At 42.3% G+C, this 20,527-nt stretch carries 20 protein-coding genes; 15 read left to right on the top strand and 5 right to left on the bottom strand.

The window, feature by feature from the left end; all coding sequences use genetic code 11:
- Positions 1-74 precede the first annotated feature (74 nt).
- Positions 75-1,226, top strand: a complete 1,152-nt coding sequence (locus CVD23_RS01120; protein ID WP_180955479.1) for a CapA family protein — start codon at positions 75-77, stop codon at positions 1,224-1,226.
- A gap of 34 nt (positions 1,227-1,260) precedes the next feature.
- On the top strand, positions 1,261-2,373 hold the full coding sequence (locus CVD23_RS01115; RefSeq protein ID WP_101575364.1) for an alcohol dehydrogenase catalytic domain-containing protein: 1,113 nt from the start codon (positions 1,261-1,263) through the stop codon (positions 2,371-2,373).
- A 60-nt stretch (positions 2,374-2,433) separates the two neighbouring features.
- Here the strand turns inward: CVD23_RS01115 and CVD23_RS01110 are convergent, their stop codons facing one another.
- From CVD23_RS01110 to CVD23_RS01100, 3 genes are all read right to left on the bottom strand, one after another.
- Positions 2,434-3,693 carry an MFS transporter gene (locus CVD23_RS01110; RefSeq protein WP_101664833.1) on the bottom strand — a complete coding sequence of 420 codons (1,260 nt, stop codon included), beginning with the start codon at positions 3,691-3,693 and terminating at the stop codon, positions 2,434-2,436.
- A gap of 243 nt (positions 3,694-3,936) precedes the next feature.
- Complete coding sequence (locus tag CVD23_RS01105; RefSeq protein ID WP_101664831.1) at positions 3,937-4,812, bottom strand: Cof-type HAD-IIB family hydrolase; 876 nt, start codon at positions 4,810-4,812, stop codon at positions 3,937-3,939.
- Position 4,813: 1 nt separating this feature from the next.
- On the bottom strand, positions 4,814-5,593 hold the full coding sequence (locus tag CVD23_RS01100) for a DeoR/GlpR family DNA-binding transcription regulator (protein ID WP_101664829.1): 780 nt from the start codon (positions 5,591-5,593) through the stop codon (positions 4,814-4,816).
- A 216-nt stretch (positions 5,594-5,809) separates the two neighbouring features.
- Here CVD23_RS01100 and CVD23_RS01095 point away from each other — a divergent pair, with 216 nt between their 5' ends.
- From CVD23_RS01095 to CVD23_RS01065, 7 genes are all read left to right on the top strand, one after another.
- Positions 5,810-6,184 carry a hypothetical protein gene (locus CVD23_RS01095; protein ID WP_101664825.1) on the top strand — a complete coding sequence of 125 codons (375 nt, stop codon included), beginning with the start codon at positions 5,810-5,812 and terminating at the stop codon, positions 6,182-6,184.
- A gap of 331 nt (positions 6,185-6,515) precedes the next feature.
- Positions 6,516-7,274, top strand: a complete 759-nt coding sequence (locus CVD23_RS01090; protein ID WP_308314910.1) for a DeoR/GlpR family DNA-binding transcription regulator — start codon at positions 6,516-6,518, stop codon at positions 7,272-7,274.
- 262 nt (positions 7,275-7,536) lie between these two features.
- Positions 7,537-8,370, top strand: coding sequence for a carbohydrate ABC transporter permease (locus CVD23_RS01085; protein ID WP_101664897.1), 834 nt, complete (start codon positions 7,537-7,539; stop codon positions 8,368-8,370).
- Between the two features lie 14 nt (positions 8,371-8,384).
- Complete coding sequence (locus CVD23_RS01080) at positions 8,385-9,290, top strand: carbohydrate ABC transporter permease (RefSeq protein ID WP_308303552.1); 906 nt, start codon at positions 8,385-8,387, stop codon at positions 9,288-9,290.
- Positions 9,291-9,366: 76 nt separating this feature from the next.
- Complete coding sequence (locus CVD23_RS01075; protein ID WP_257987830.1) at positions 9,367-10,614, top strand: ABC transporter substrate-binding protein; 1,248 nt, start codon at positions 9,367-9,369, stop codon at positions 10,612-10,614.
- Positions 10,614-12,128, top strand: coding sequence for a CehA/McbA family metallohydrolase (locus tag CVD23_RS01070; protein WP_101664819.1), 1,515 nt, complete (start codon positions 10,614-10,616; stop codon positions 12,126-12,128). Before CVD23_RS01075 ends, CVD23_RS01070 begins: the two co-directional genes overlap by 1 nt.
- Positions 12,118-12,843 carry an HAD family hydrolase gene (locus CVD23_RS01065; RefSeq protein WP_180955477.1) on the top strand — a complete coding sequence of 242 codons (726 nt, stop codon included), beginning with the start codon at positions 12,118-12,120 and terminating at the stop codon, positions 12,841-12,843. The genes CVD23_RS01070 and CVD23_RS01065 overlap by 11 nt, the downstream gene beginning before the upstream one ends.
- Positions 12,844-13,215: 372 nt before the next feature.
- On the opposite strand, the gene CVD23_RS01060 is transcribed toward CVD23_RS01065, so the two are convergent.
- Positions 13,216-14,154, bottom strand: a complete 939-nt coding sequence (locus tag CVD23_RS01060; RefSeq protein ID WP_101664815.1) for an amidohydrolase family protein — start codon at positions 14,152-14,154, stop codon at positions 13,216-13,218.
- 41 nt (positions 14,155-14,195) lie between these two features.
- Positions 14,196-14,975 (bottom strand): IclR family transcriptional regulator, encoded by a 780-nt coding sequence (locus tag CVD23_RS01055; protein ID WP_101664813.1) that lies wholly within the window; start codon positions 14,973-14,975, stop codon positions 14,196-14,198.
- A gap of 282 nt (positions 14,976-15,257) precedes the next feature.
- On the opposite strand from CVD23_RS01055, the gene CVD23_RS01045 reads away from it, so the two are divergent.
- Genes CVD23_RS01045 through CVD23_RS01020 form a run of 6 tightly spaced genes read left to right on the top strand, consistent with a single transcriptional unit; the run spans position 15,258 to position 20,481 of the window.
- A complete protein-coding gene (locus tag CVD23_RS01045; RefSeq protein WP_101577113.1) occupies positions 15,258-16,721 on the top strand; it encodes an aldehyde dehydrogenase in 1,464 nt (487 codons plus the stop codon).
- A gap of 18 nt (positions 16,722-16,739) precedes the next feature.
- Positions 16,740-17,516: a 2-keto-4-pentenoate hydratase gene (locus CVD23_RS01040; protein WP_101664810.1), complete on the top strand. Its 777-nt coding sequence runs from the start codon at positions 16,740-16,742 to the stop codon at positions 17,514-17,516.
- 22 nt (positions 17,517-17,538) lie between these two features.
- Positions 17,539-18,435 (top strand): acetaldehyde dehydrogenase (acetylating), encoded by an 897-nt coding sequence (locus CVD23_RS01035; RefSeq protein ID WP_101664808.1) that lies wholly within the window; start codon positions 17,539-17,541, stop codon positions 18,433-18,435.
- An 8-nt stretch (positions 18,436-18,443) separates the two neighbouring features.
- Positions 18,444-19,469 (top strand): 4-hydroxy-2-oxovalerate aldolase, encoded by a 1,026-nt coding sequence (gene dmpG / locus CVD23_RS01030; protein ID WP_101577156.1) that lies wholly within the window; start codon positions 18,444-18,446, stop codon positions 19,467-19,469.
- Between the two features lie 15 nt (positions 19,470-19,484).
- Positions 19,485-20,273 carry a 2-keto-4-pentenoate hydratase gene (locus CVD23_RS01025; RefSeq protein ID WP_101577116.1) on the top strand — a complete coding sequence of 263 codons (789 nt, stop codon included), beginning with the start codon at positions 19,485-19,487 and terminating at the stop codon, positions 20,271-20,273.
- A gap of 22 nt (positions 20,274-20,295) precedes the next feature.
- Positions 20,296-20,481, top strand: a complete 186-nt coding sequence (locus CVD23_RS01020; protein WP_101577117.1) for a 4-oxalocrotonate tautomerase — start codon at positions 20,296-20,298, stop codon at positions 20,479-20,481.
- Positions 20,482-20,527: the final 46 nt, after the last annotated feature.

Raw genomic sequence — 20,527 nt, 5'->3', positions numbered from 1 at the left:
TCATTTTTAAAAAGACTGCCCGAACATGGTCTTTGAAAAAATCGTTTCATAGAGATGATAGGAGGAGGTATAACATGACAAAGAAAATCCGTATCGCAGCAGTAGGAGATATTGCTTTTCTTTTTAAGCCGGAAACGGACATCTGGAAAGGGATGTGGGATGAGGCGGACATTAGAATAGCCAATCTGGAAGCTCCGATTGTTGAGAATCCCGGACCGCCAGCTGATAAGTTGATTCGGATGAAGCAGCCGCCTGATGCAGCAACGTGGTTGAAGGACTTAAATGTAACGGCAGTATCGCTTGCCAACAATCATATGCTCGACTGGGGGAAAGAAGGCCTGGAGCAAACGTGTGAATTTCTCGATAGGGCCATGATTGGCCATACCGGTGCGGGCAAAAACTTGGAGGAAGCAAGCAAGCCTTACATTTTCCAGGTTGATGGCCATAAGATCGGATTTATTTCCTGGTCTTCGACAGTACCTCCTGGATTCCAAGCTCTAAACAACCGGCCGGGAATTGCAAGTGTCCGCGTCAAAAGTTCATTTCAGGTAGATTCCAGTATTCTCGATGAGCAGCCAGGTACACCGCCCTGGGTACAAACCGAGCCAGTTGAAGATGATTTAAAATTACTGGAAGAGTCAATAGCTTTCCTGCGTAAAGAGACAGACTTTGTGATCCTGGCTTTGCATTGGGGTGTTCCTCCACAATGGAGTTCACTTCCGCAAGACCCGATTGCAGAGTATCAAAAGGTAATGGCTGAACGGGTTGTAGACGCTGGTGTAGATGTGATATTGGGCCATCACTCACATGCACCTTACGGCATTGAAACATATAAACCAAATTCTAATGTAGAAAAAGAGGTACCTGTTCTTTACAGTCTTGGTAACTATATTTTTCACCCAGAGCATTCTCCCCATGGTTTTGATCAGTCTACTTTTCATGTACCCTATGCTCCTTCCTTATTACCGGAAAATATTCAAAGCTGTTTAGCAGAACTAATCTTGGAATCGGAACCGGATAGCAACCACCTATCACTGAAGCAAGTGATCATGCATCCGGCCATGTTAGATGAAATCGGTGAACCAGTAGAAGGGACGCTTGAACAAAGACAAAAGGTCTCTGAAAGACTACAACAATTTTCAAAAAAACGCGGAACAGAAACTAAATTAGTGAACCAAACAGTAGTGTTGGAGGTCAACAGCACTGTCGCTCCGTATTCAAAATAGGTAATGTTTTTCTTTTAAAAAAGGAGGGGTCCGTATGTCCGAAAATTTTGTATTGAAAAATGTTGTCCATGAAAAGGGAACAATTCCCGAAAAAATGAAGGCTGTTGTGATTCGGGAGCATGGAGGTCCAGAAGTACTTAAGATCGAGCAAATCAATACACCAAAACCCGGGCTTAATGAAGTGTTAATCAAAGTGGAAGCGACAGCCTTAAACCATCTAGATGTCTTCGCCCGGGAAGGCCTGAAGGGACCGGGAGTTCCGCAAATCACATTACCCCATATTTCCGGGGTGGATATTGTTGGAACAGTGGCACAATACGGCCCGAGTTCGTCAGATCGTGCCTCATGCCCAAAGACAGGAGATCGGGTCCTTATTAATCCGTCCTTTGGTTGTGGTGAATGTCGCTATTGCAGAGATGGCGAACCAAGCATGTGCCCCAATTATAAAATTATTGGAGAACATCTATGGGGAGGGCTGGCAGAATATGTTGTCGCACCCGCTAAAAATATAATCCCAATCCCTGAACATATATCATCGGAAATGGCTGCAGCTGTTCCTGCCGTTTATACAACAGCATGGAGAGGAGTCATAACGGTAGGGCAGGTAAAACCGTCAGACCGCGTCTTGGTGATTGGTGCGTCGGGAGGTCTTGGTTCAGCGCAACTGGATATTGCCGTTGCAGCAGGAGCCACTGTATGTGGAATTGCCGGAAGTGAAGAGAAACGGCAGAAAGGTTTTGAAATGGGAGCTGCAACGATGTTTGATTCCCATGGAAACTGGCAAGACGAAGTAATGAAATGGACAGATGGTCAGGGTGTTGACATAGTCTTTGATTCAGTAGGTGCCCCTACGATTCGCAAAAGCCTTAACTGCTTGAAAATGCGCGGTAAACTAGTTCTCTCCGGAGCTACAGCCGGAGACTTCCCCGAGATTAGCATCCGCGAAATCTATCAATGGCACCGCCAGGTTTTAGGAGCACCAATGGGTAATTGGGAAGACTTCCTGCAAGTAACGGATTATGTGTGGCTAGGGAAGCTTAAACCTCAAGTACATGCCGTTTACCCTTTGGCTAAAATTGCAGAAGCACAGATCGAATTGGATAAACGCAAACATTTCGGAAAAATAGTCATAAAGGTAGCTGAATAACGTCATTTAAAACTTTAAAAATCAAAGCCAGGAGCGATAGTCGACGACTATCGCTCCTGTTTATCTGTGTTGCGGTACTTTTGGCAGCAGAGCACTAAATATTCCTGCCACAACCAGCAACACAAAAGCAATCATAAACGATAACTGATAGCTATTTGTTTGGTCGAACAAGAGCCCGGGAATAAACGAGCCTAAAGCAGCTCCCAGCTGGTGGCTCATAAATAGCCATCCTGTTAGCAAGCCGACAGATTGGTCTTTAAAGTAGTCCGACAACAGTTTAATCGTTGGTGGTACGGTTGCGAAATCTACCAACCCAAAGGAAATTGAAAAGACAAACAACAAAACGGGATAGTCGAGAAACAGCTTCAAAAGTCCGGGATCACTCGAAAATATCATCAGGAAAACGATCGTGGCAGCACGGGTAAAATAAAGGAATGCCAGGATTTTTTTGTTGCTCCAGCGATCGGCGAGAATTCCGGAAACCAGCGTTCCGAAAATATTAAAAGCAGCCAACGTGCTGACAGCAGCGCCCGTCACTGCAGGAGTGAACCCGCAAAACTGAGTAAATGGAATGAGATGTGTATCCATTAAACCGGAGGTTGTGACTCCACAAATGAAAAAAGGGATTAGTAGAAACCAAAATTTCCGGTTTGCCAGATTAGGTTTACTTACAGGCTTATGCTCTGCCGTGCTCGAACCGACGTTGATCGTATTTTCAGATCCCAACGCGGTTAACCCTGCTTTGGATGGTTCAGACTTTAGGAAAATCGCAAGAATTGGACAGATAACGAGGATCAGGAACACACCTAAAATCATGACCGTCCACTTCCAGCCGTGAGCGTCAATTAAAAGTAATGAACTGGGGACGATCACCATTTGTCCAGCGCCAAAGCCCGCTTCAACCAATCCTAATGCTAACCCTTGCTTTTTCAAAAACCACTTCGTCACAGCAACGGAAGCTGTTACCCCTGAAGCTCCGCCAAAACCGAGAGAAGCGATAATTCCGTACAAAACAAATAACTGCCAAACAGAAGTGACAAAGAAGCTTAACAGAGTCGAGGCACCTACAATAAACGTACTGATAACAAAAACTTTTCTGACTCCAAGTTTGTCAATCAGCCTCCCAACGATAGGCTGAGAAACCGCGAAGACTAGAAAACTAACAAACGATATCGCTGACACAGTACCCCGATTGGTAGAGAAGTAATCTTCCCATGACGCCATAAAAGCCCCAAACGAAAAGCGAACTCCTTGAGCGGCTAACACACCAATAAAGGAAACCGCCAGGATGATCCAGGCATAATGTATTTTTTTACCCATCCGAAAATTCCTCTCCGTATCTATCAGTTTTTTTATGATAACCCATTCACAGCCAATCAGTAAAATTGAAAATAACAATTAATTGTTCAATTTAGACAATTGTATTTGTCATGTCGGGTTAGGAAACATAGAAAAGCAGTGAGTTTTCAATCAACTCACTGCTTTTCAAATAATCATTATCTTAATAAAAATTTCTGCCCTTAGTTTCTGCATGATGAACGCGATCGACAAACTTAGAAATAATCACGAAACAGATTCGGTATTCCGGATCAAAGAATAAATGAAATGGGCAACTCCGTCTTCATCATTCGAAAGGGTCACCTCATCACAAACATCTTTAATTTGTTGATGGGCGTTCCCCATTGCCGCACTTCTGCCTGCAATTTTGAACATCGATAAATCATTGAAGCTGTCGCCTACAGCGGCTGTATCTTTTAACGGGATATTTAATTTACTGGCGAGAATTTTAAGGGCAATCCCCTTCGATGCATCAGTATGTTCCAATTCGAAATTATGTTTGGCAGAGGACACAAGCGTCAAGTCCTGCAAAGACTCGAATTGTGCCCACCCTCTTTTCAGCTTCTCCAAATCAAACGAAAAGGCAAGGATATTATAGATATCTATGTTTGACTCAAAAAGATCCTTGTATGATGTGATAGAAGAAAATCCTGTTTGGCTGAATTGTTTCTTGGCGGCATCCTCGAGCACCTCGGCATTTATATCAGGGTTTGCGGAAAGAGCTCTGTCCATTTCGATTGCCATAAGCTCCCGTCCGTTATGTGGCGTAAAAATAGCATCATTACTGAAAACTTCATAATAGAATTCTTCTTGTTCAAGCCAATTCAGAATATAGACTGCATCATCTTTGTTAATTGGTACAGAATGAAGGAGCTTCCTGTCGGGTTGATGGATCGTTGCTCCATTAGCACCGATGATCCAGGTTTTTACACCAGTATCCTTAAAGATGGTTTGGACATCAAAATGGGCGCGCCCTGTAGCAATCACCACTTCGATCCCCTTTGATTGTGCGTATTTAATCGATTCCAAATTCTTTTCGCTAACCCGGTTTTCTTCATTCAACAAAGTACCATCCAAATCGACAGCAATTAATTTGACCATTTTAGTCATCTCCCTCTATGTCTTCATCAGGCGTTAAAAGTTCAACATTGTATTTGCTTAATAATTCCCTAAAGGGCTTAGGCGGGGTTTTATCGGTAATTAACAAATCAATATCTTCAAGTCCAGCAAACCTGTAAAAATCGGTGATCCCCAGTTTTGTATGGTCGGCTAACACAATAACCTGGTCAGCTTGTTGCATCATTTTCCGTTTTACTCCCCCATCTTCTTCATGGGCGATGGTTAAGCCTTTTTCCGAAATGCCTACAACACCGATGAATGCTTTATCAACATGGTATTCCGAGAGTTTTTCCAGCACTGAGGCCCCGTAAAGAAAGCGATGCTCCTTGTGCAGTTTTCCGCCCAGCAGTTGGATGTTTACTTTTGACTTGGATGACAGCACTTCTGCCTGGTTAATGGAATTGGTTATGATCGTACAATCAATGTGTCCAAGATGTTCAGCACAGGCCTGCACAGTCGTTGAGGCATCCAGTATCACCCGGTCATGGGGATAAATTAAGGAGGCTGCTTTTTGACCGATCACATGTTTTTCTTCAGACACCATTTTAAGGCGGCTGGAATAGTTCTTTATTGCATGATTCGATGTGGGCAAAATAGCTCCGCCACGAGTGCGTACAATTGCCTTTTCTTCTTCAAGCTTGACAATATCCCTTCTTGCAGTATCTCGCGAAACCTGGAAGAGGGAGCAAATTTGTTCAACAGAGATTCTTTTGTTCGCTTTTAGGAATTGCAAAATGGCCAATAAGCGTTCCTCTTGGTACAAAAAAAGACCCACCTGCCTTTGTTTAAGTATTTATAAGTAATTATATACTATAATATTAAGTAAATCCAATTAGTGATAAGTAATCGTAAGTGAAAATCAAAGTATTCGGTGCGAATAGATGGTTCGCATAAAGATGAGATTTTAAACGGAAAACTATTAAAATCAAATCAGCTTCATCCGGAAATGATATATAATGGTGCTTGGGAGGTGAAATAAATGGAAGATAAAAGACTAGAAAAAATCGAAGAAATGCTCACAAATTTAATCACGATGGTAGGAGGAGTGCGTTCAGAGCAACAAAGTATGAGAGAAGACCAAGCTTCCATGAGATCGGAATTTGTCCTCATGAGAGAAGATCAAGCTTCCATGAGATCGGAATTTGTCCTCATGAGAGAAGATCAAGCTGCTATGAAAACCGAAATAACCGCTATTAAAGAAGGTCAAGCTGCTATCAGGACTGAAATGGATGGCCGTCATCGGGAGATAATGGTTAAACTGAATGAAATGAAAGCTGATCAGGATTATACCTGGCAGATTGCAGTTGGCAACCAAAGAGAAATTGTCAAATTGAAGACTCAATTCAAATCGTAGCTGTGATATTCTATCACAATTGGTAAGATAAACATTTGAATTTATGTTTTGCTGTTTGCGGACAGGAATTTCTGAGATAAGCAAAAGATCCCTTGTACACTACACTACCAACTTCGACTGAAAGTATTTCCTCATTTATATTACATCCACGTCTATTCAAATTTTTAATAGGTGCTTGCCCCCTGCTGCGTTAATGCTATAAATCAGTGGGGGTCAGGCCCCTTTTTTTGATTTTTTATCTTGATCACAACAAAACTTCTTGTGGTTTTGTGTGAATATGTGTTATTTATAAAATATAACATTGACAAAAAGTTGGTGAAAATATTTGTTAGTGCATGACCGTCACGAAAAAATCATAGAACTGTTAGGTAAAAATAAATCGTTAAAAGTATCTTCGGTCACTAGCATGTTTGGCGTTTCTACTGAAACTGTTCGTAGAGATTTGGAGTATTTAGAGAAGGAAGGGTATTTACGGCGGGTGCGTGGCGGGGCTGTATTGGATGATGTAAACAGTAAAGAAATGAACTTTACTTTTCGAGAAACGAAGAACATCGACGAAAAGAGGGAAATTGCTGAAATTGCGAAACGTTACGTATCAGAAGGGCAATCGATTGCATTAGACGTTAGTACAACAAACACGGAATTTGCTAAGGCGTTAAAGGGGGAGTTTCAACGTCTTACAGTATTAACTAATTCTTTAGTTATTGCAAACGAATTGGCTGAGATGCCTCATTACACTATTATTATGCCCGGGGGCGTCCTTCGGAATGAAGAATTATGCATGGTAGGGCATATGGCAGGGGAGTTCTTTAAAGGCTTTCATATTGATACATTCTTTATGAGTATAAGCGGTATCTCCTTAACAGAAGGATTGACAGATTACGGAATTGGAGAATACCAGGTGAAAATGAAGATGCTCGAGAGCTCTAGAAACTGTATTGTTTTAGCAGACAGCAGCAAATTTGATGTTGCTTCTCTCTTAAAGGTTTGTCATTTTGATCGAATCGACCGTATCATTTCCGATTCGAAGTTAACAAATAAGATATTTCAAAAGTATGCAAAAGAAGGAATTGAAATTGTAAATAAATAAAATGCGTCATTTTCCAGAGAGGAAAAGTTCATGAAACTTTTCCTCTCTTTTTTTTGTTAACAGTTGTAAAAATGAGGAAATGATTGTTTTTTACATATAAATCACAATAATTTACTGTCTATTAATAATTAATTAACAATATTTGTGTACTATTGTGGAGAAATGAGTGAAAATGTGATAAAAAATGATGATTTGTTGAATTTAGGAGGTGCGTTAGTTGCTGAAGAGTAAATATAAACAAATTCTTACAATCTTACTTTTTATGTTGCCTGCTCTTATACTTTTACTGTTATTTTGGTTTATTCCAATGGCAGTATCACTATTTATTAGTTTTACGGACTGGGATTACATAAGTCCAACATTGTCATTTGTCGGGTTAGAAAACTATAGCAGTTTGTTTACAGACAAAGAATTTTACAAGGTACTTTTAAATACCCTGTCCTTTGTGGTATTTACAGTAGTACCAATAATGGCAATTGGACTAGGACTAGCTTTAGCACTAAATAAAAAGGTAGCAGGAAGTACAGTTTACAAAGCAATTTTATTTTCGCCCTGGGTAACTCCGATGGTGGCGGTATCCATTGTTTGGTCATGGATTTTCCAACCGGAAGTCGGACTTCTCAACTTTCTTCTTTCCGCATTGGGACTACCAAAAATAGATTGGCTTGGAAGTTCAACATGGGCTATGCCCGCAGTAATTATTGTAACGGTGTGGAAGGGGATCGGTTGGGTGATGATTTTCTATTTAGAAGCACTGCAGCGCGTACCTGTTGATTTGTATGAGTCAGCATCAATCGATGGGGCGCCAAGGTGGAGAAGATTTCGTCATATAACCCTTCCAATGATTTCTCCAACCACGTTCTTTTTATTGATTGTGACTACAATTGATGCGTTACAAGCCTATGACCAGATTCAAGTATTAACTCAAGGCGGTCCGGCAGGGAGTACAAGAACGCTGCTTTATATGTACTATCAGCTGGCATTTGAACAGTTCAATATGGGGCAAGCAACAGCGGTTGCAACGCTATTAGTACTGATAACTGCTTTATTGTCAGCAATTCAGTTCTTGACTTCTAAACGTTGGGTTCATTACTAAAAAAGAGAAAGCAGGTGACAAAGTTGGACGAGGTTGTTGTTGTGGCAAAAGAAGAGTCTCCTAAACTTCAGATAAGAGAAGCACTTACATTTTCAAAAATGATGAAAAAAACAGTACGTCATATTTTATTAATCTTATTCAGTGTGATGACGGCATTCCCGTTTTTGTGGATGCTGGTAAGTGCTATCAAAACAACTGACGAAATCTGGAAGTTCCCGCCTTCGTTTTGGCCTGCGAAACCACAGTGGCAAAATTTTATAGAGGCCTGGAACAGCGCTCCTTTTGGATTGTATATGTTCAACAGTATGTTTACTGCAACTGCGATTGTGTTGTTTCAAATTATTAGCGCAGCTATGATGGCCTATGCTTTTACTCAATTTCGATTTAAAGGCCAAAAGATGCTCTTTGCTCTTATTTTAGCGGTGTATATGCTGCCTGCTGCGGCAACGTATGTTCCGAGTTATGTGATTTTATCAAAACTGAATATGCTTGACAGCTATCAAGGCATGATTATTTCAAACGCAGTCAGCGTTTTCGGTATCTTTTTTATCAGACAAGCATTTTTACAAGTACCTGCAGAAATGGTTGAAGCGGCAAAGGTGGACGGAGCGAGTCATTGGACCGTTCTTTGGAAGGTTTTATTTCCAATGACAAAGTCGTCTTTTTTAACATTTAGCTTAATAAGCTTTGTTCAAATGTTTAATAACTATCTCTGGCCTTCGTTAATTTTAAAAAGCCAGGATAAATTTTTGATTACGATTGGACTTCGCCAATTCTTCATTGAAGGCGGGGCATATGGAATTAAGTGGCCTTTAGTTATGGCGGCAAATGTATTCGCGGTTGCTCCGCTTCTGCTACTGTTCTTTGTAGCACAAAAATGGTTCATCAAAGGTATTAATGATCGCGGTGTAAAAGGTTAAAGACGATAAACGGAGGATGAGAAGCATGAAAAAAAGTTTTTTGAAAAAATCGGTACTCGCTTGCGCAGCAGGAGTCATGTCTTTATCTCTATTAGCAGGATGCAAGGATAAAGAGGCAACAAACAGCAATGGTCCGGTTGAAATTGAATTTTGGTACGGACTTGGCGGCAAATTAGGCGATAACATGAAACAAAAAATTGATGATTTTAACAAATCTCAGAATGAAGTAGTAGTTAAGGGAATCGCCCAAGCGGATTATACGGAAACGTATCAAAAGCTGCAGGCAGCAAGTGCTTCAGGTGAAACACCTGCAGTCGCTTTATTGGAACATGCAACTGCAAATACTTTAGCAAATAAACAAGTATTAGCTCCGCTGGAGTCTTTCATTGAGAAAGATAAGGAATCTAGCGTAGAAGATTTTATACCTACATTTTTAGATTTAGGAAAAGCAAATGATAAACAATACGCATTACCGGCTTATGGCACAACACAAGTACTTTATTATCGAAAGGACATGCTTGAAAAAGCAGGGATTGATCCTTCTGCTTTGAATACCTGGGAATCGTTAGGGGACGCGGCTAAAAAGCTGAAGGAAGAACAAGGAGTTTTCGGCTGGGAACCAATGTGGGGAAGTCTTAACTTAATTGATGCTTCGTTGAGTGCTGGAGGAAAAATCTTAAGTAACGATGGCAAAGAAGTGATGATCGATTCAGAGGAATGGGTGAACACATGGGAGTTTTTCCGCAAAACCATTCACGAAGATAAAACAATGCGCATTCACCACGGTGGACAAGGCTGGGAATATTGGTATAAGACAATTGATGATGTGATGCAGGATCGTGCAGCCGGTTATACAGGCTCAAGCGGGGATCAGGGAGACTTGGACTTTACTAAAATTGCAGCTTATCCGCAGCCAGGCTGGGAAGACCATCAAGCAGCTCCACAGGCAGACGCACAAATGCTGGTTATTCCTGCAAAAGCGTCAAGCGAACAACAAGAAGCAGCATATAAATGGATGAAATACTTCACAAGCTCTGAAGTTACTGCAGATTGGTCTATGAAAACAGGCTACATCGCCGTGCGTCAATCAGCTACAGAAGTTCCGGCGTATAAAGAGTTTTCACAAAAAAATCCACAAATCCTTGTTCCGCTAGAACAAGCACAGCATGCAACACCAGGTTTTATTGACCCGACAGGCGGAAAGATTTTAGATGCTCTTTCAAAAGCCGCAGATAAAGTAGAAATTGAAAACATTCCTGCAACACAAGCGCTAAAAGAAGCGAAAGAGGAAGCACAGAAGGCATTAGATGAGGCTGGTAAATAATGATTACCACAACACATCAGTTTAAACAAAAAATAAGTAATGAATCTCAGCTCCCTATCTTTTATCATCATTTTACTCTTACAGAAAAAATGAATTGGATTCATTTTGAAGTCGAAACAAGCAGAGCCTGCTGGTTTAGCATGCTTTTATTTGACCCGCATGGAGTTCTGCGTTTGCAATATATGTACGGGAAATCACCTAAAGACGTTATGCTGCATCAAGATGCTCGTCATTCAAGTGCAGCAACACTGCCTGGACCGCTGCCTTTAGGAGAATGGACATTAGAAGTATATGTAACAGACAAACCGACAAGTAACATAGTAAAAAAAGAATTGGATTATCAAATTGTGTGCGAAGCGGGCAGTCAAGAGCTGCCTGTCAAAACAGAAGATATTGTACCGTTTGGGGCTCATAAGTGGGCTGAGTATGATCCTAATGGTCTTGTATTAAATTCATATAATTGGGATGAAGCCATCAATAAGGAAGAAAGATGGTATAAAGGAGATTTTCATACCCATACGATTTTATCTGATGGCAGCATGACACAAGAAGCCAATCTGAAAATGGCTAAACAACAGCAGCTTGATTTCTTTGTAGCTACGGACCATAACATTATCTCCACGTCATGGGCCGAGGGACAACCATTAGTGATTCCGGGAGTCGAAATCACATCTACAAAAGGTCATTGGAACGCTTTAGGAGTAAAAAAATGGGTTGATTATCGCCCAAACAGGAAAGATGGCGGATTAGAAACCGAGCAAGGGATAACTAACATTTTGAAAGAAGCAAACCAATCAGGTGCTCTTTGCTCAATGAATCACCCTTTTCTTGTTCCATGGCAGTGGCAAATGGAGCATACACCGCTTTCAGTGATTGATAGCATAGAAATATGGAATGATCCCACTTTCCGGGCGAATGTCCAGGCAACAGAAAAAGCTCTTCTATTTTGGTCTCATATCTGGAACGAAGGGTATACGATTACAGGAATTGGTGGTTCAGATTCTCACTTGCTGCCAGATGATAGCTATGAGCAGGACGGAGAGCCTTCCTTAATAGGAGATCCTGGAACATATGTATGGGCAGAATGTTTATCCGCTTCTGCGATTTTGGAAAATGTTAAAAAAGGACATGTCTATGTATCCCGTGGCCCTGTTATTGATTTCTCGGCTCAAGTGGGAGAGACCTATTATAAAATCGGTGAAGAATTAACAGCTGCGATGGACCAAAACGGAAATAAAGCGTTTTGTAAGATCACTTTACAATACGATACAGAAGATATGATGGTCCACTGGATTGAAGACGGGAAAAAGGTTCACGAAGAAAGGGGCCTTTCATCCAGCTATGAAGTAAACTGGGAAGATAAATCTTACCATTGGCTGCGGATAGAAATCCGCTCAATTGATGGGAATCTGTTGGCTTTTACGAATCCTGTTTATTACGGAAGAAAAGAGCCGGCCGTTCAGACATGGGGAGAGCTCATGCAACACGCAGGGGGACCTGATTTTGAAGATTAAAGGTATTTTATTTGACAAAGATGGTACTTTATTAAAATTCGGATCCATTTGGAATAAAGTAATTGATGACGTAATCGATAATTTACTTGAGATGATCGGTGAAACATGTAATTTAAATCTAAGGAAACAGTTATCTATTTCGATAGGTTTAAGAGACGGACAAGTTGATGAGAAGGGGCATTTGGCAAGCGGGACTTCTTTGGATATTGCCAATGCTTTTCAAGCAGTGCTTCCTAAGGATATACCATTCTTGCATCAGTGGCTCTCAAAGCATCTATTAGAAAAGACGAAAAAATCTATCGAGTATGTACAGCCTGTATGTGATCTATCTCTCACATTTTCAGCACTAAAGGAAAAAGGAATCGTAATAGGAATTGCTACAGCAGATGACTATGAAACTACTACTCTTTGTTTAGAACATTTAGGCATTAGAAACGAAGTGCAATTTCTGGGCACAGCTGATTTATATGAGAAAAAGCCAGGTTCTCAAGTGGTGGAAAAATTTTGCGAAAAGTTTGGGTTTAAGACAGAAGAAGTCGCTGTCGTCGGAGATACAGTGATTGATTTGCAAACAGCCAAAAACAGCAACGCAGGCTATGGAATAGCCGTACTTTCAGGTGTTGGTTCTGAAGGAGAACTGCAAAAACTCGCTGATTTTGTCATCCCGAATGTTGAGCACCTTATTAATAAAAATGATAAGTTCATTTGGGATTAAAGGGAAATGTTAGAGTAGACGATAGCTCTTTCACTGTGTAATATTCAGAAGAATTATGAGAAATTTGAATCAGGTTGCTTTTACTGATTCTCTTTTTTCGTTAATTGAGTGAATTTCATAAAAGCATTCTTTAACTGAAAAACGAACGGTTATTTATAATTAAGACAGTATTATTCGTTTCCTACGGCATACTCCTGTTAATTTAGACAATTTCATTCGTTTTTCGGTTTTGCTTGTTACATTGTGAAATTTACTCAATTAATTATAAAAACTCTTGAAATGATTTGTTTAGATATGTTGAAAACCTCTTGCTTTTAAAAAATAAGACTCCGCTTTGAGGTTTTTTTTCACTTAAACGGAGTCTACAATTAGTTAATCCAGCATTAACTGAACCCTTTTTCTGTACTTCCCTTCTGGCGGCCAAACGGACAGGTCAAACGGGAAGTCGGAACCTGGAACAACGCGGTCTTCGCCGACTGTTTTCACTAAAAAGTCAAGGCTGTCCTGATTCCACAGTACGGTATCATACCAGAAACGACTCAAGTATTCGGATGGAGGCGCTTTCAATTTGTTGGAAACGAGTGGCCATTGTTCGTATCCTTTGTTGAGTCTGCCGATTTGATAGGGAAGAAAGCCTCCGCCGTGGGCAAACAGGATTTTTACATTCGGGTACTGATCGATTAGTCCGCTTAGCAAAATATCTGTCGCACACACAGTTGTTTCCCATGGTACTCCGATCAGATTGGGCATCATTCGTCTTTTTAAGCGGGGGTCATCACATAGCAACGGATGGATGAACAGGATCGCGTTCAATCGATTTGCTTCCTCAAAAAGCGGTGTGAAAAAGTCATCCGACAGCATATGACCGGCATGACCAGGCCCGATGATCGCCCCTTTCAGTCCGAGATTCATCGCTTGATGCAGTATTTGCGCTGCTTTCCCGGGCTCATTAAGCGGAACTGTTCCGAGTGCGGATATTCTTTCAGGTTCTGATTGTGACGACCAGCGAGCTAAAGCGTGATTATATACAATTGCAATATCAGTTGTGATTTCCACAGGGAAATCATACATAAACAGCTGGGGGACCGGCGAGACAAGTGAATGAAGTACGCCTGCTTTTTCTTGCTCTGCCAGGAAAAGTTGATCGTCTATAAATAATTTCTTTAATTCGAATCCCCATTTTTCGTTAACTACTAAAAAATCTTCTTTATTTTCAGCTTCCTTTACCCATTTTGCATTGACCAATTCCTGATTGTCTTTTAGCCATGTTAGAACATCTTCCGGGATGAAATGAGTGTGGAAATCATGCATGGCAATCCGCCTCCATTTTCTATAAATCTAGCAAATGATACTTATTTCCAATAGCCCATTCTCGTTGAAATTTCCTTGCCTGCGCTGACAACCTTTTTCGCAAGTCCCTGCACTTTGTGCTGCTGGATTCTTTGCTTTGGCCCGACGACAGATATGGCGGCAATCACCCTGCCTTTATAATCGTAAACCGGTGCGGCAATTGAATTTACGCCTTCGAGAAACTCTTCGAGGCTGAAAGCAAAGCCGTTTTCTTTTATATGTTTTAAGTGGGTGCGTAACTTTTGCGGATCTGTGATTGTGTTTTTAGTAAACTGTTGTAAGCCTTTATTCATAACGGCTTCAATCGTATCCTCATTTGAGTAAGCAAGCAGTACTTTGCCTGAACTTGTGCAGTATAGAGGATTTCTTCTGCCGACATGGGTTAAAAATCTGACTGGATGGTTGCATTCTACTTTTTGCAAGTAAATCACTTCTAAGTGATCCATTACAGAAATGTGGGCAGTTTCACCAATGCTTTCAACAAGTTTGTTCAAAATCGGCTGTGACTCGCGGTATACGTCCATGTTACTATTGACGATACCGCTTAACGAAAGAATTGACAGTCCCAAGCGATACTTTTTTGTTTCCGGGTCTTTATAAACAAAGCCTTCACTGGCGAGGGTTGCCATCGTCCTGCTGACCGTGCTTTTATTTAGGCCAAGGGCTGTTGATAGGTCACTTATTTTCTTTTCAGGCTCATCCATTGTGAAGCTCCGTAAAATACGGAGGGCATTTTTCACGGATGAAAGGTGGCTTTCCTCTTCTTTTTTCAGCGCCAACATAATTCCTCCTTCTAATCCAGTTTCATTATCCACAACAATTTTATTTCAGTTGCTATGTAGTCGAAAATATAACAAAAAAATTTCAGTTTGAAAAGAGAATATTTTAAAAATTTAAAAAACAATCTGCTGAAAAGCTTGAATTCATGCGGTGTTACGCTGGAAAAATTAAATTCAATAAAAATATCTCCTGTTTCATATAGAGCAACGATCGCATTGTAGGCGAAAAAAGGAAGTGTTATCATAATATTGTGAAAATAATCAAAATTATGGAGGCCTGACATCATGCAAGTAGAAACAAGAGTACGAGCTATTAATTGTTTGCATTTTATTAACGGAAGATTTGTAGAATCACAGAATCAAAAATCATTTGAAAATATTAATCCTGCTACAGAAGAAGTATTGGGAACGGTTGCCGAAGGCGGCAAAGCAGAAGTGGATTATGCAGTCGCAGCTGCGAGGAGAGCATTGAACGGTCCGTGGAAAAATACAACTCTAGTAGAGCGCTCAAAAATTCTTCGTCGCATTGGTGATCTGATCCTTGAAAGGCAGGAAGAACTCGCTCATTTGGAGTCGTTGGATACTGGCAAACCATTTTCGCTCGCAAATAAGATTGATGTTCCCCGAGCGGCTTTTAATTTTCATTTCTTCGCCGATTATATTACGTCGATTGGCACGGATGCGTACCAGCAGGACGACCAGGCAATCCACTATGCATACCGCCGTCCTGTTGGTGTCGTTGGAATCATCAAGCCGTGGAACCTGCCTTTATTGCTGCTTACCTGGAAATTAGCTCCGTGCTTAGGAATGGGGAACACTGCAGTCATTAAGCCAGCGGAATGGACACCGATGACCGCAACTGTACTCATGGAAATCTGTAAAGAGGCAGGCGTACCGGATGGAGTCGTCAATCTTGTCCACGGATTCGGGCCAAATTCTGCAGGCGGGGCGATTTCCGAACATCCTGATATTGACGCGATTTCATTCATCGGCGAACCGGGAACAGGTTCTGCGATCATGAAATCGGCGGCAGATTCTTTGAAAAAACTATCATATGAATTGGGTGGGAAAAATCCGAACATTATTTTTGCCGATTCCGATTTGGATGAAGTGATTGAAACAACGATCAAATCGAGTTTCATCAATCAAGGCGAAGTTTGCCTGTGCGGTTCCCGCATTTACGTAGAACGTCCTGCCTATGAAGACTTTCTTGAAAAGTTCACGGCCAAAGTAAAAGAGTTAAAAGTAGGCCAGCCGCTTGATGATGATACAAATGTAGGCGCATTAATCAGCAAAGAACATTATGATCGTGTCAATAGTTATATCGATATCGCCCGCAATGACGGTGCGACCATCCTGACTGGCGGAAAGCGGCCGGAAGGATTCACAAAAGGGTATTTTCTTGAGCCGACAATTATTACCGGATTGGATCGGAATTCACGCTGTGTCCGTGAAGAGATTTTTGGGCCGGTTGTTACCGTAACGCCGTTTGATATGGAGGAAGAAGTAATCATGCAGGCGAATGATACACACTTCGGCCTCAGTGCGACAATCTGGACAAATGACTTGAAGCGTGCCCACCGCGTTGCGCACCAAATTGAAGCGGGGATTATTTGGGTCAATACATGGTTCTTGCGTGACTTGAGAACACCTTTTGGAGGTATGAAACATAGCGGCATTGGCAGGACCGGTGGTATGCACAGTATCGATTTTTACTCTGAACTATCCAACATCACCATTAAATTATAGGAGAAGGGAGTCAGATCATTGGCCAGTAAAACAAATCAATTTGCCGGTCAGCTGGCAGAAGCAGAAATAAACAAAACGGGAATCACTCCGCTCACTTCGCAGGATCCGGAGCTCACCATTACAGAAGCCTATCATATCCAACTTGAAAACATTCAAAAAAAAGTTGCACAAGGCAATCGGATTGTCGGTAAAAAAATTGGACTGACGTCCGTAGCGATGCAGAAGCTGCTTGGCGTTGATGAACCCGATTATGGACATTTATTGGACAGTATGGCGGTGGAACATCAAGGCACCATTTCGATTGAACAGGTGCTGCAGCCTAAAGTGGAGGCGGAAATCGCCTTTATTTTAAAAAAAGAACTAACAGGACCCAATGTCACAACCCTTGATGTCCTCCAGGCAACAGACTATATCGTTCCGGCTCTGGAAATTGTCGACAGCCGGATTAAAGATTGGAAGATTAAGCTTCCGGACACAATTGCTGATAATGCTTCATCCGGTTTCTATGTGCTTGGTGGCAAGCCAACCAAGATAGAAGCAGTGGATCTTAAATTGATTGGCATGGTGTTGACGAAAAATGGTGATATCGTCAATACCGGTGTCGGAGCAGCTGCACTTGGGAACCCGGCCACTTGTGTAGCTTGGTTAGCAAATCGTTTAGCCGATTTTGACATTCCGCTTCGTGCGGGCGAAGTGATTTTATCAGGTGCGCTGTCCGCGGCAGTCGAAGCCAGGGCAGGAGATCGGTTTACAGCAAGGTTTGCCCACATTGGTGAAGTTACAGTGAATTTTTAAACAAAAGGAAAGGGGTGCCCTTATGAGCAGAGTAAAAGTGGCAGTGCTTGGATCGGGAAATATTGGAACCGATTTAATGTTAAAGCTCGGGAGGTCAGAGCAGCTTGAACTGACAACCGTTATCGGAATTGATACTGATTCGGATGGATTGAAAAAGGCAAGGGAATTAGGATACGAAACAGTCGATACTGGGATTAAAGGATTTTTGGAAAGGCCGGATCTTGCCGAGATCGTTTTTGATGCGACCTCGGCGAAGGCGCATATCAGGCATGCGAAATTACTGAGGGAAGCGGGCAAGCAGGTACTTGATTTAACGCCTGCGGCAGTTGGTCCTTTTGTCGTGCCGTCCGTCAATATCAATGAACATTTGAACGCGGATAATATCAACTTGATTACCTGCGGGGGGCAGGCGACGATTCCGATCGTCCATGCCATAGATCGGGTCCAAGCGGTCGAATATGCCGAAATTGTTGCAACGATTTCGAGCAAAAGTGCCGGGCCCGGTACGAGGGCCAATATCGACGAATTCACGCAAACTACGGCCCGTGGCATTGAAAAAATTGGCGGCGCTAAAAAAGGCAAGGCGATCATCATTCTGAACCCGGCGGAGCCACCGATTATCATGAGAGACACTGTTCACGTGCTGGTCGAAGGTGTTGACGTGAATGAAGCGGCTATCAGCGCATCGATAAGGGAAATGGAAAAACAAGTACAGTCATATGTTCCTGGATACAGATTAAGGCAAGAGCCGATTTTTGATGGCAACCGAGTTACTGTTTTTATTGAAGTGGAAGGTGCCGGGGATTACCTTCCGAAGTATTCAGGCAACCTCGATATCATGACAGCTGCATCAGTAAAGGTTGCAGAGGAATGGGCGAAGCACAGGATTTCACAGGCGGTTGTTCAAGGAAGGGGATGAGCGGAAATATGGACTCAACGAGAGACGTAATCATTACCGAAGTTGCGTTAAGGGATGGCAGCCATGCGGTCGGCCACCAATTCACAGTCGATCAAGTTACAAAAGTGGCGAAAGCTCTGGATGAGGCAAATGTGCCTTATATCGAAGTCACCCATGGAGATGGTTTGGGCGGTTCTTCTTTACAATACGGCCTATCTTTGACCAACGAAATGGAGTTAATCGAAGCCGCAGCATCATCAGTTAAGAGGGCAAAAATTTCTGTATTGCTTTTGCCGGGAATCGGCACAATGCCTGAGTTAAAGGAAGCGGCCCGATTGGGGGCTAAAATGGCGCGGGTCGCCACGCATGTGACCGAAGCCGATGTCGCCCCGCAGCATATTGCGTTAGCTAAGGACCTCGGGCTTGAGACGGTCGGATTTTTAATGATGTCACATATGGCGCCAACAGCAAAGCTTGTTGAACAAGCGAAATTAATGGAGAGCTATGGAGCGGATACAGTCTATGTTGTGGACTCGGCCGGAGCCCTTTTGCCTCATGAAGTGAAGGAACGAATCAGGGCACTTAAAAATAGTTTATCGGTTCAGATCGGATTCCACGGACACAACAATCTGTCTTTAGCTATGGCAAACTCCCTGGCGGCGATCGAAGAAGGGGCAACGAGAATCGACGGCAGCATTCGCTGCCTGGGAGCCGGAGCCGGCAACACACAAACAGAAGTGTTGGTGACCGTTCTCGAAAAGCTGGGAATTAACACAGGAATTGATATTTACAAGATGATGGATATTGCCGAAGATTTAGTGGCACCAATTTTAGAAAAACCGCAGGAAATCACAAAAGACAGTCTCGTTCTTGGCTATGCAGGAGTCTATTCAAGCTTTTTATTGCATGCGCAACGGGCGGCGAAAAGGTTTGGCATTGACTCTCGTGATGTTTTAATCGAGCTCGGTAAACAAAATGTCGTCGGCGGCCAGGAAGACATGATCGTCGATGTTGCGGCAGAGATCTCGAGAAAAAAGCTTGGCGTTCGTGTGTAAAGAGGAGGAAAAAGTATGATCAATGCGGAATACAAGGATATAGCCAAATATTTAGAGGCAGCCGAAACAGACAAACGGGAAGTTGAAAAAGTTACCGCAAGACTGAAGCCCGATCTGACGGTGGAGGAAGGCTATCTCGTTCAAGAGGAAATCGTTAACATAAAATTAGAACAGGGAAAACGAATCATCGGCCCGAAAATGGGCTTAACAAGCGAAGCAAAAATGAAGCAAATGAATGTCAACGAACCGATCTATGGTTATGTATTTGATTACATGCTGATCGATAACGGCGGAAAGGTTCGTTTGAATGAGTTAATACATCCCAAAGTGGAAGCGGAAATTGCTTTTATGATTGGTGAAGATATTGAAGGGCCTGGTGTAACAGGAGCCGATGTCCTTGCTAAAACGGATTACGTCATACCAGCACTTGAAATTATCGACAGCCGCTATGAAAATTTTAATTTCACTTTGCCTGATGTCATCGCCGACAATGCGTCCACTTCAAGGGTCGTATTCGGAACATCGCCGAAGAAACCAGGGCAGTTTGAATTGGATTTAGTCGGAGCGGTCCTTTCAATCAATGGCGAATTAAAGGAGTTGGGAGCCGGCGCGGCCGTCCTCGGCCATCCTGCTGAATCGATTGCAATGCTTGCAAACATGCTGTCCCGAAAAGGAGAAAAAGTGCGCAAAGGCGATGTGATTTTATCAGGAGCGATAACAGGCGCTGTGATGCTGCAAAACGGTGACGTTGTCAGCGGAAAATTTGATGGACTAGGGGAAGTTTCTTTCACCGTCATCGAATAGATAAAGAAGGGGGAAGGATTGGATGCCGATTATTAATATTCAGATCCAGGAAGGGCGACCAAGAGAGAAAATCTCCGAAATCATTGAGAATGTGACAAACACTGTTTCCGAAACATTGGATGCGCCAAAAGAAAATATCAGGGTATTAGTAACCGAAATTCCCAAAACACACTGGGGAAAAGCTGGAAAGCCAATGTCAGAGCAATAGCTGACAACCTTCAAGGCTTCAATACAATATCAAAATGGCTGATTAT

Origin of the sequence: Bacillus sp. V33-4 (assembly GCF_002860225.1) — a bacterium.
Lineage (GTDB): Bacteria > Bacillota > Bacilli > Bacillales > Cytobacillaceae > Bacillus_BJ > Bacillus_BJ canaveralius.
Note: the sequence above shows the minus strand (reverse complement) of the source record. Positions and strands in the feature narration are given on the sequence as shown.